Annotated in this window: 8 protein-coding genes; all 8 read left to right on the plus strand. The window is 60.2% G+C overall.

What is annotated here, in order from left to right; genetic code table 11:
* Positions 1-29 precede the first annotated feature (29 nt).
* A complete protein-coding gene (locus tag ACSQ22_RS02545) occupies positions 30-716 on the plus strand; it encodes a heavy metal response regulator transcription factor (protein WP_063459324.1) in 687 nt (228 codons plus the stop codon).
* The gene (locus ACSQ22_RS02550; protein ID WP_082836287.1) at positions 713-2,050 is read left to right on the plus strand and encodes a heavy metal sensor histidine kinase; all 1,338 of its coding nucleotides are present in this window, start codon (positions 713-715) and stop codon (positions 2,048-2,050) included. The genes ACSQ22_RS02545 and ACSQ22_RS02550 overlap by 4 nt, the downstream gene beginning before the upstream one ends.
* Before the next feature lie 220 nt (positions 2,051-2,270).
* Positions 2,271-4,667 carry a heavy metal translocating P-type ATPase gene (locus ACSQ22_RS02555; RefSeq protein WP_255424298.1) on the plus strand — a complete coding sequence of 799 codons (2,397 nt, stop codon included), beginning with the start codon at positions 2,271-2,273 and terminating at the stop codon, positions 4,665-4,667.
* A gap of 142 nt (positions 4,668-4,809) precedes the next feature.
* Entirely contained in the window at positions 4,810-5,244 is a 435-nt protein-coding gene (locus tag ACSQ22_RS02560) for a MarR family winged helix-turn-helix transcriptional regulator (protein WP_024815622.1), read from the plus strand.
* Between the two features lie 224 nt (positions 5,245-5,468).
* Complete coding sequence (locus tag ACSQ22_RS02565) at positions 5,469-5,792, plus strand: ArsR/SmtB family transcription factor (RefSeq protein ID WP_063459325.1); 324 nt, start codon at positions 5,469-5,471, stop codon at positions 5,790-5,792.
* An 89-nt stretch (positions 5,793-5,881) separates the two neighbouring features.
* Positions 5,882-6,388 (plus strand): arsenate reductase ArsC, encoded by a 507-nt coding sequence (locus ACSQ22_RS02570; RefSeq protein WP_063459417.1) that lies wholly within the window; start codon positions 5,882-5,884, stop codon positions 6,386-6,388.
* A gap of 8 nt (positions 6,389-6,396) precedes the next feature.
* Complete coding sequence (gene arsB / locus ACSQ22_RS02575; RefSeq protein WP_197506379.1) at positions 6,397-7,443, plus strand: ACR3 family arsenite efflux transporter; 1,047 nt, start codon at positions 6,397-6,399, stop codon at positions 7,441-7,443.
* Entirely contained in the window at positions 7,418-8,131 is a 714-nt protein-coding gene (gene arsH, locus ACSQ22_RS02580; protein ID WP_055396770.1) for an arsenical resistance protein ArsH, read from the plus strand. Before arsB ends, arsH begins: the two co-directional genes overlap by 26 nt.
* Positions 8,132-8,719 lie beyond the last annotated feature (588 nt).

Below are 8,719 nucleotides of genomic sequence, written 5' to 3' on the forward strand. Positions count from 1 at the left end.
AACTGGCCGCATTCTTCGAGAATGGCGGCATGAAAATTCTGCTCATCGAAGACGAAGTCAAGCTGGCCGAGTACCTGCGCAAGGGCCTGGGAGAGGCTGGCTACGTGGTGGACGTTGCGCACAACGGGGTAGATGGCCTTCACATGGCTCTGGAAGGCGTGCACGATCTGCTGGTCTTGGACGCGATGCTCCCAGGGATCGACGGCTTCAGCCTTTTAACGGCCTTTCGCAAGACCAAGCAGACTCCGGTCTTGATGTTGACAGCAAGGGTCCGCGTCGAGGATCGGGTATTGGGACTCAAGACGGGTGCCGACGACTATCTGGTCAAGCCCTTTGCGTTTTCCGAACTGAGCGCCCGCATCCAGGTGCTGCTGCGGCGGACCCATGGCGCGCGGGATGCCGCAGAGCCCACGCAACTGCGGTTGGGCGACCTGGAATTAGACCTGGTACGGCGCAAAGCGTCCCGGTGTGGCCAGCGCTTGGAGTTGACTGCGAAGGAGTTTCTGCTGCTGACTCTGTTTCTGAGAAGAAAAGGCGAAGTGCTTTCTCGCACTGAGATCGCTGAACAGGTGTGGGACATGAACTTCGACAGCGATACCAGCGTGGTGGAGGTCGCGATCCGGCGCCTCCGTACCAAGATCGATGTGCCGTTTGACACTACGCTGCTCCATACTATTCGCGGCATGGGATACGTGATGGAGGACCGCAACGGATGAAGGAGCTGGCCCAACATCGCTCATTGCGCCAGCGGTTGTCTTGGTGGCTGGCGCTGCAGAGCTTTGCCGGACTCGGGGTGGTCTGTCTGGCGGTGTATCTGGTGACCGAGTTCAACTTTCGTGATCGGCAAGAGGAAACGCTGGCGCAAAAGGAAAACGTCATTCGGCACTTGCTAGTGGATGGCAAGGAGCATGGGGATTCGGAAGACCTTGCGCACAAACTCGATGACTTCCTTGTTGGGCACGGAGATCTGTCGCTCGAAGTCGCGCGGGCGGACGGGATTGTTCTCTACGCCCACACCCGCAACCAGAATGCGAAGACGGTATGGCGCCAACGGCAGTTCGAAGTAGCACAGACTACGGACCAGACTCCCTCAAAGAACTTGCGCGTTCAGCTGTCGCTGGATATCCAAACCGACAACCAGTTGTTGCACCGACTTGCTCTTACCTTGCTGGTCGCAGCCATCGGTGGGGCCGTCGTTGTATCGCTAGGCGGATTCTCCCTGGTCAACTTGGGCCTGGCGCCCGTCCGAAGACTGGCCAGTCAGACGCGCGCAGTGTCGGCTGACAATCTGCATCAACGTCTCGACAGCGCCGAGCAGCCCCTTGAGCTCGTGCCTTTGATCGACCAGTTCAACGCGCTCCTTGCTCGCATTGAGAAGGCCTATTCCCAGATGGAAGGCTTCAATGCGGACGTGGCGCATGAGTTGTGCACGCCTTTGGCCACGCTCATTGCCAACAATGAACTGGCTTTGCTGCGCCCTGAGCAGGCGGATATTCGCGAGGTGCTGGCGTCCAATTTGGAGGAGCTGCACCGCCTGACGGGCATCGTCAATGACATGCTGTTCCTGTCCCAGGCGGATCGGGGTGTGGGAGCACGTCGGGCCCCCGTTGCGACTCTTGCATCAGTGGCTGCTGACGTACTGGATTACCACGAAGCGGCACTGGCCGAGGCTGGTCTCACCGCTAAGGTGGTCGGCGATGCGCATGGCGCTTTCGACGTGCCGTTGTTGCGCCGGGCCCTGTCGAACTTGCTCGGCAACGCCACCCGATACGCGAACCCTGGCTCAATCGTCCAAGTCAACCTCAGAACTATCGATGAGGGCCGTGTGTTGATCAGTGTCACCAACTACGGCAGCACTATCGATCCCGAGCTACTCCCGCAGCTGTTTGACCGATTCTTCCGTGCAGATCCGGCTCGTAGTCATGGGCAGAGTAACCATGGCCTTGGGTTGGCCATAGTAGGAGCTATTGCACGCATGCACCAGGGAAAGCCCTTTGCATCGTCAGAAAACGGGGTAACGAATGTGGGAATCGAAATCCCCCCGAATTGATGTTGTTTTTCGACGGGGTGGGGTCGATCCTGTGCCCCTGCGACTGAGTACGGACCGTTAAGAAATCCGATTTACCCAGGACAAAGCAGCCATATTCTTTTTTGCTGCTTGACTTTAAAGCTACTTGAAGGGTTCCAATTGGGCTATGAAATCAGAAACAAGCACACCTCCCACCACTGTTGACACCTGCTGCTCCTCGGGCTGTTCCAGTACCGCAGCAGTGGTCCCTGCAGCCACAAGCAGCCCGGGCCAGGGCAAGCTGTTCCGAATCGCCACCATGGACTGCAGTGCCGAAGAGTCGGAGATCCGGCGGGCTCTGGAACCGCTTGAGGGAATCCGCTCGTTGGGTTTCCAGCTCGGCGCGCGCACGCTGAAGATCGATGCGGAGGATCGCGCCTTGCCCCTTGCGCTCGATGCCATCCGCAAGGCGGGTTTCGATCCACAGCCCGTGGTCACTGCGGCAAACACCCAGGGTAGCCTAGGCCGGGTGTTTCGCATTGCGACCATGGACTGCAGCGCCGAGGAGGCGGAGATTCGCCGAGCGCTGGAGCCTCTGGATGGGATCCGCTCTCTGGGCTTTCAGCTCGGCGCGCGGACGCTCAAGATCGATGCCAACGAAGGCACCTACCCGTTGGCACTCGACGCCATGCGCAAAGCGGGCTTCGATCCGCAGCCAGTTCCAGGCGCCAATGGCTCCGAGGGCGGACAGGCGGGCGAACCAGCCGAAGGCGACGACCATGGACATGGTTTTGCAGGCGGCATCTCCCGGCTGGTAGCCGCGCTGGTGTTCGCCACAGGCGCTGAGGTACTTTCGTTCTTCGCGCCCGACCATATGGCCTGGAAAGTGGCCGGCATGGCGATTGCCGCTCTGGCTATCTGGCTGGCCGGCATCGACACCTACAAAAAAGGCATTGCGGCGCTGCTGCGCGGCAAGCTGAACATCAATGCGCTGATGTCGGTGGCCGTCACCGGCGCATTCCTCATTGGTCAGTGGCCAGAAGCCGCGATGGTGATGGCTTTGTACGCGATTGCGGAGCTCATCGAAGCCAAGGCAGTGGACCGGGCCCGAAACGCTATCAAGGGCTTGCTGGAACTGGCGCCCGAAGAGGCTTTGGTACTGGGCACCAACGGAGCATGGACCGCTACACCGGTGGCTTCGGTCGCCATCGGAGCGACCGTGCGCATCAAGCCGGGCGAACGCGTGCCGCTGGACGGTAAGGTGACCAAGGGCAATGGCGCCATCAACCAGGCCCCCGTGACTGGCGAGAGCATCCCCGTGGACAAGGCACCTGGCGACCAGGTGTTCGCCGGCACGATCAACGAGACTGGTGAGCTGGAGTTCGAGGTCACAGCCCTGTCGAGCAACACCACCCTGGCCAGGATCATCCAGGCCGTTGAGCAGGCGCAGGGCACGCGCGCTCCGACGCAGCGCTTTGTGGATCGGTTCGCCTCCATCTACACCCCCGCAGTCTTCGCCATTGCCGTGGCGGTGGCGGTCCTCACTCCTTTCCTGATGGGCCTTACCTGGCTGGAGGCGCTCTACAAGGCCCTGGTCCTGCTGGTGATCGCCTGCCCATGCGCTCTGGTCATTTCCACGCCGGTCACGGTGGTCAGCGGATTGGCCGCAGGAGCGCGCCGTGGGATCTTGATCAAGGGCGGAACCTACTTGGAAGATGCCCGGCTTCTGAAGGCGGTGGCGCTGGACAAGACCGGCACCATCACCGAAGGCAAACCCAAGCTGGTGAAGTGGCAGGTGTGGGGTGCCGGTAACGAGGTAGCAGTCCAGCAAATGGCTGCCAGCCTGGCGGCTCGCTCCGATCACCCGGTTTCAAAGGCGATTGTCCAGGGCTTGGACGTAAAGGACCCAGAAGCAGAAAGCTTCAAGGCCTTGCCTGGGCGCGGTGTCGAAGGCATGGTCAATGGTATGCGCTTGATGCTGGGCAATCACCGTTTGATCCATGAGCAAGGACTGTGTGGTCCGGAGCTGGAGGCGGAGCTGGTCATCCACGAAAAGCAAGGCCGCACGGTAACCCTCCTGGCTGACGATTCGGGCGTCCTGGCGCTGTTCGCGGTAGCGGACACCATCCGTGAGACATCGAAACAGGCCATCGTCGATCTCAAGGCACTGGGTGTGACCTCGGTGATGCTGACCGGCGACAACACGGCCACCGCAAAAGCCATCGCGGCGCAGGCCGGCATTGATGACGCCCGTGGAGATCTGCTGCCCGAAGCCAAGCTCGATGCCATCAAGGAAATGCAAAAGCGCTATGGCGCTACCGGCATGACCGGCGACGGCATCAACGATGCGCCGGCGCTGGCGCAGGCCGACATCGGTTTTGCCATGGGTGCAGCGGGAACTGACACGGCCATGGAAGCCGCCGATGTAGTCATCATGAACGATGACCTGCAGCGCGTCGCCGAGACAGTGCGTCTATCCAAGCGCACCCACGCCATTCTCTGGCAGAACATCACCCTGGCACTGGGCATCAAAAGCGTCTTCCTGGTGATGGCTGTCGTTGGCACGGCCACTATGTGGATGGCGGTCTTCGCGGACATGGGGGCCAGCTTGCTGGTGGTGGGCAATGGCCTGCGCCTTCTTCGAAGGGTACGAGGGTAGCCAGACCGCATAGTTGGCTGAACATGCTCACTTCCACGAGCTAGTTTCGGCGCTATGAGCCGACCGCCTTGGCTCTTGAGCGGAAGCGTTGGCCACACAAAAAAACCAAGACTTCATACTATCCACTGCAATACGCACCAAAATGACAACGGCCATTTCGGGAAGTCTGTTGCGGGAGGTCGCCCGTTTGTTCACACAATCGCAAAGTAGGTCAGTGGAACGCAACAGCAAGATGAACAGCCAATGCAATCTGCTCGCCGAACTGGAGCGCTCCGGGACGCTTGCGATGACTGAACTGGGCAGGCGGGTTGGACGCGAAAAAAGTTGGGTGTCGCGTTCTGTTGACGCACTTGCGACCCGTGGTCTGGTCGTCAAGGAGCCCAATCCCGCCGATTCCCGGAAATGGTTGGTCACGCTCACCGACGAAGGGTTTCAGTCAGTCAATCATTGGAATGCTGCCCTGGATGACCACGCAGTGCAATTGCTTGCCTGCCTGAGTGAGCGGGATCGTGCCGCAGTCGAGAAATCCCTTCTGTTGTTGTTGACGGCCCTGAGAGAAGACCAATCAGTCTACTGACTGATTCCTTCAATCAAGGATTTCGGATGCAAGCCGCCACCCCTGACCGATGCTGGCGCCTTTTGGACTGCGTACCTCGATGGTCGAGCCAGGGTGTGTGATTTTGGAGCGTGCCACTCATCACGGCCATTGGGGCGAATCGCATTTCCCGAGCCGCCACTCGCCATGCAAATAGGAGTGGATTTAGCCGGCTTATATTTCAATAATTGGTGTATTATTGAGAAATGAATGAGCCTGAAGTTGTCCGCTCGCTTGCAGCGCTTGCTCAAGAGGTACGCCTCCGTGTCTTCCGCGCACTCGTCGTGGCAGGCAAGGATGGTCTCACCCCTGGCGCAATCTCCGAGCAGCTGGGAGTAGCCTCCAACACCCTGTCGTTTCACCTCAAAGAGTTGGCCCATGCTGGCCTGGTGAGCCAGGAGCGCCACGGGCGCAACCTGGTGTATCGCGCCTCGTACCAGACCATGAACGGTCTGCTGGCCTACCTGACAGAAAACTGTTGCCAGGGTGCGCTATGCCTCACTGAAGAGGCCGCCTCCTGCAACTGCTGAGGGTTCCCTGTAGGGCAATCCATGCCCCAAGCGCCTGTGCGCTCAGCCCAGATTCACCTATCTCACCACCATTGACCCTGGAGTTCACCATGAGCGCAACCCCACAACCCTTGAAAGTTCTCTTTCTTTGCACACACAACTCGGCGCGCAGCATCCTGGCCGAAGCGCTGCTCAATGACATGGGTGCCGGTCGGTTCAAGGCCTACTCCGCTGGGAGCAGCCCACGCGACAACCAGCAGCCCAACCCCCTCGGACTGCAGGTGCTGCAAAAAGCAGGCATTTCCACCGAAGGCCTGCGCAGCAAGAGCTGGGATGAGTTCGCCACGCCCGACGCGCCCCAGATGGACCTGATCATCACGGTGTGCGACAACGCGGCGGGCGAGGTCTGCCCCATCTGGCTAGGCCACCCCGCCACAGCGCACTGGGGCTATGCAGACCCCAGCGAGGGCGACGGCACGGACGAGCAGCAACTTGAAGCCTTCCGCCAGACGCTGCACGCCATGAAGCGTCGGCTCGAACTGCTGGTTAGCCTTCCCGAAGACAAGCTGGCCAAGGCGGTGCTTCAGACCACCGCTCGCCAACTGGTCACAAACTGAGAAACGGGATGCAGAAATCCAGCATGAGCGTGTTCGAGCGCTACCTCACCGTGTGGGTGGTGCTGTGCATCGTGGTGGGGATCGGGTTGGGCCAGGTGTTTCCTGGAACAGCACGCGCGATTGGTGCGTGGGAAGTCGCCCGCGTGAACATTCCGGTGGGCCTGCTCATCTGGGTGATGATCATTCCGATGCTGCTCAAGGTGGACTTCGCCGCCCTGGGCGAAGTGCGCAACCACATGCGCGGCATCGGGGTCACCTTATTCGTGAACTGGCTGGTCAAGCCATTCTCCATGGCTTTTCTGGGCTGGCTGTTCATACGTCAGTGGTTTGCCCCATACCTGCCAGCTGACCAGATCGACAGCTACATCGCTGGCTTGATCCTGCTGGCCGCCGCCCCGTGCACCGCCATGGTGTTCGTGTGGAGCCGTCTCACGGGGGGCGACCCGCTGTTCACGCTGTCCCAGGTCGCGCTGAACGACAGCATCATGATCGTCGCGTTCGCGCCGCTCGTGGCTTTCCTGCTGGGCCTGTCGGCAATCACGGTGCCGTGGGACACGTTGCTCACCTCTGTCGTCCTGTACATCTTGATTCCCGTTGTGCTGGCCCAATGGTTGCGCCGGGCACTGCTGGCCCGAGGTCAAGCCGTGTTCGACGCTGCGCTGCATCGCATTGGTCCCTGGTCCATTGCTGCGCTACTGCTCACCCTGGTGCTGCTGTTCGCGTTCCAGGGCGAGGCCATCCTGCAGCAGCCCCTGGTCATCGCATTGCTGGCCGTACCCATCCTGATCCAGGTGTTCTTCAACTCGGCACTGGCGTATTGGCTCAATCGCGCAGCGGGAGAAAAGCATGCCATTGCCTGCCCATCAGCATTGATCGGTGCTTCCAACTTCTTCGAGCTGGCCGTGGCGACAGCCATCAGCCTGTTCGGTTTTCATTCGGGTGCGGCCCTGGCCACGGTGGTGGGGGTGCTCATCGAGGTGCCGGTCATGCTGCTGGTGGTCAAGGTCGTGAACTCTTCAAAGGACTGGTATGAATCCGGATCTTCCCAACGTTGATGCCACGCTCTTCGAGCAGGCCGATCTTGAGCGACTGGTGCCCGCACAGCGTTCTACCCATGCACCCCGCATCCTGCTGCTCTACGGCTCTGTGAGAGAGCGCTCCTATAGCCGATTGCTGACCGAAGAGGCTGCGCGACTGCTGCGCGCCCTCGGTGCTGAAACCCGCATCTACGATCCGCGAGGGCTGCCACTGCCGGACGCAGAGCCCGACAGCCATCCGAAGGTGGTGGAGTTGCGAGAGCTGGCCCAATGGGCGGAGGGCATGGTCTGGACCTCACCGGAGCGCCATGGCGCGATGACCGGCATCCTGAAGATGCAGATCGACTGGATACCTCTGTCCGTGGGGGCCGTGCGGCCGACCCAGGGCAAGACCCTGGCGGTGATGGAAGTCTCGGGTGGCTCGCAGTCGTTCAATGCCGTCAATCAGATGCGGGTACTGGGTCGGTGGATGCGCATGATCACCATCCCCAACCAGTCGTCGGTCGCAAAAGCCTTTTTGGAGTTCGACGAAAGTGGCCGCATGAAGCCATCAAGCTACTACGAGCGTGTGGTGGATGTAATGGAAGAGCTGGTGAAGTTCACGCTGCTGACCCGCGATAGTGCAGACTATCTGGTGGATCGGTATAGCGAGCGACGCGAGAGTGCAGACGCGCTGTCAAAGCGGGTGAATCAGCGCAGCATTTGACTGGCAGTGCTCAGGGCGCCGGCAGGCAGCTGGAGTACAGCTCCTCCGTGCGAAGAATCCTTGTCATTTGCTTGATATTGCTGGGCAGCGTTTTCCTGACCCAGACGGTATCGGCAAATCGAACAACCTTAACACTCCAGGCCCCAGATCAAGGAGTGGATCGGCCAATGCAATGGGGTGACACACGCCGTCGGCAGTTAAAAGCGATAGCCGAGCGCCATTTGGCGGAAGCTACGGGAAATTGTCGAGATGAAATCGGCGTTAGAGCAGTTGGTTTCTGTGTGCGCAGGTGACGATCATGCCCATTGCGCGATTCTGGAAAACCTCGCCGCAGACAGTCCCTCGGCCCCCAATCACAGTGTTAGCTTTGTCAAACCGAAGCGTCGCGGTGCCAAGGCCGCCCCCGCTCACTCTGGGGTAACCAACAAGCCGACAACCAGTCATTTGGATCTCATGACATGGATGCGTGGCGTACACGTGCATCAGAGCGGGCATTGAACTAGGCCGTGAGGTAGCTTGCAGAGCCATCACCTTGCACCGCGATTGCGGCCAGCCCGTACTTGGGCGGGCCACGCTTGTGGCCCACCT

Source organism: Acidovorax sp. LjRoot38 (assembly GCF_964252975.1).
Taxonomy (GTDB): domain Bacteria; phylum Pseudomonadota; class Gammaproteobacteria; order Burkholderiales; family Burkholderiaceae_C; genus Acidovorax; species Acidovorax facilis.